We start from the raw sequence: 1521 nt of genomic DNA, 5'->3' as shown, positions 1-1521 counted from the left end.
CCCCAAGGCCGGTTAGTTAGGGGAGTTGGTGTGGTGTCAAGGGCGTGTTGAACGTGGAGCAGCGGAGCTCCTTAGGTAGACAGGTTTGTCCTCGCGAGACAACCAGCTACCAGAAGAGGCTCCGCTGCCTGCTCAGTCTGTCATTACTCCCACGATCAGGGTGGCCGAGGGTGCGTTCGCGCCTGGTCATCTGGGCGAGTTGACCCAGCATGTTCCGTTCGAGATGGTCGACGCGGTCCTCGCCGATACCCGCAAGACCCAGGCCAGAGTGCGTGATCTACCGGCCAGGGTTGTGGTCTATCTGGTGTTGGCCGGGTGCCTGTTCACCGATCGTGGCTATGGCCAGGTATGGCACCGGTTGGTCGCCGGGCTGCACGGCCTGAGCGTGGCTGCACCGACCGCGGCGGCGTTGACCCAGGCCCGCGTGCGGCTCGGGCCGGCGCCGTTGAAGGCGTTGTTCGACCTGGTCCGTGGCCCGGCGGCAACCAGGGCAGGAGGTTGGGTGCGGTGGCGGGGGCTACTGGTCACCGCGATCGACGGCACCACGATGACGGTGGCCGACACGTCCGCGAACCTGGGCGAGTTCACCAAACGGGCCAGCGGCAACACCGGGGCGTATCCACATCTACGGTTGCTGGCCGTGGTCTGTTGCGGCACCCGCACCGTCATCGACGCGGTCTTCGGCCCGTCCAGCATCGGTGAAACCAGCTACGCCCCCGCACTACTGACCCGCGCCCTGCGCACCGGCATGATCGTTTTGGCCGACCGGGCCTTCGCCACCCAAGACATCATCGTCGCGATCACCAGCACCGGCGCCGACCTGCTGATCCGCTGCAAAGCCAACCGGAAACTCCCCGCCCTGCACCGCCACCGCGACGGCTCCTACCTATCGCACTGGATGGGCACCCCGATCCGCGTCATCGAGGCCGACATCACCATCACCACCCCGGCCGGCAGCCGCACCGGCAGCTACCGGCTCATCACCACCTTGCTCGACCCGCACACCTACCCCGCGTTCGACCTGGTCACGCTCTACCACCAGCGCTGGGAAATCGAGACCACCTACCTGGAACTCAAATCCACCATTCTCGGCGGACACGTCCTGCGCGCCCGCACCCCGACCGGCATCACCCAAGAGGTCTACGCACTGCTAGTCACCTACCAGATCCTGCGCCAAGCCATCACCGATGCCACCGACGCCCAACCCGGCACCGACCCCGACCGGGCCAGCTTCACCATCGCCCTCAACGCCGCCCGCGACCAACTCACCCAAGCCACAGGCATCATCGCCGGCACCACCGTCGACCTGGTCGGCCACATCGGCCGACTCGTCCTAGCCAACCTCCTCCCCAAACGCCGAACCCGCCTCAGCCCCCGCGCCGTGAAACGAGCCACCTCCAGATACCCCACCCAAGCAGCCAACACCAACCGCACCACCTACCAAGCCACCATCAGCATCACCATCCACACCCCGCCGCCTTGACACCGCCCCAACCCGCCTAACTAACCGGCCTTGGGGTT

General features: G+C 66.3%; 1 protein-coding gene. It reads left to right on the top strand.

Annotated features, from left to right (window positions below):
* Nucleotides 1-160 precede the first annotated feature (160 nt).
* Nucleotides 161-1483 carry an IS4 family transposase gene (locus G3I17_RS39160; protein ID WP_343238567.1) on the top strand — a complete coding sequence of 441 codons (1323 nt, stop codon included), beginning with the start codon at nucleotides 161-163 and terminating at the stop codon, nucleotides 1481-1483.
* The last annotated feature ends 38 nt before the right edge of the window (nucleotides 1484-1521 follow it).

Source organism: Streptomyces sp. SID13031, assembly GCF_010548305.1.
Lineage (GTDB): Bacteria > Actinomycetota > Actinomycetes > Propionibacteriales > Kribbellaceae > Kribbella.
The sequence above is the reverse complement of the archived record's forward strand: the minus strand, read 5'-3'. Positions and strand labels throughout refer to the sequence as shown.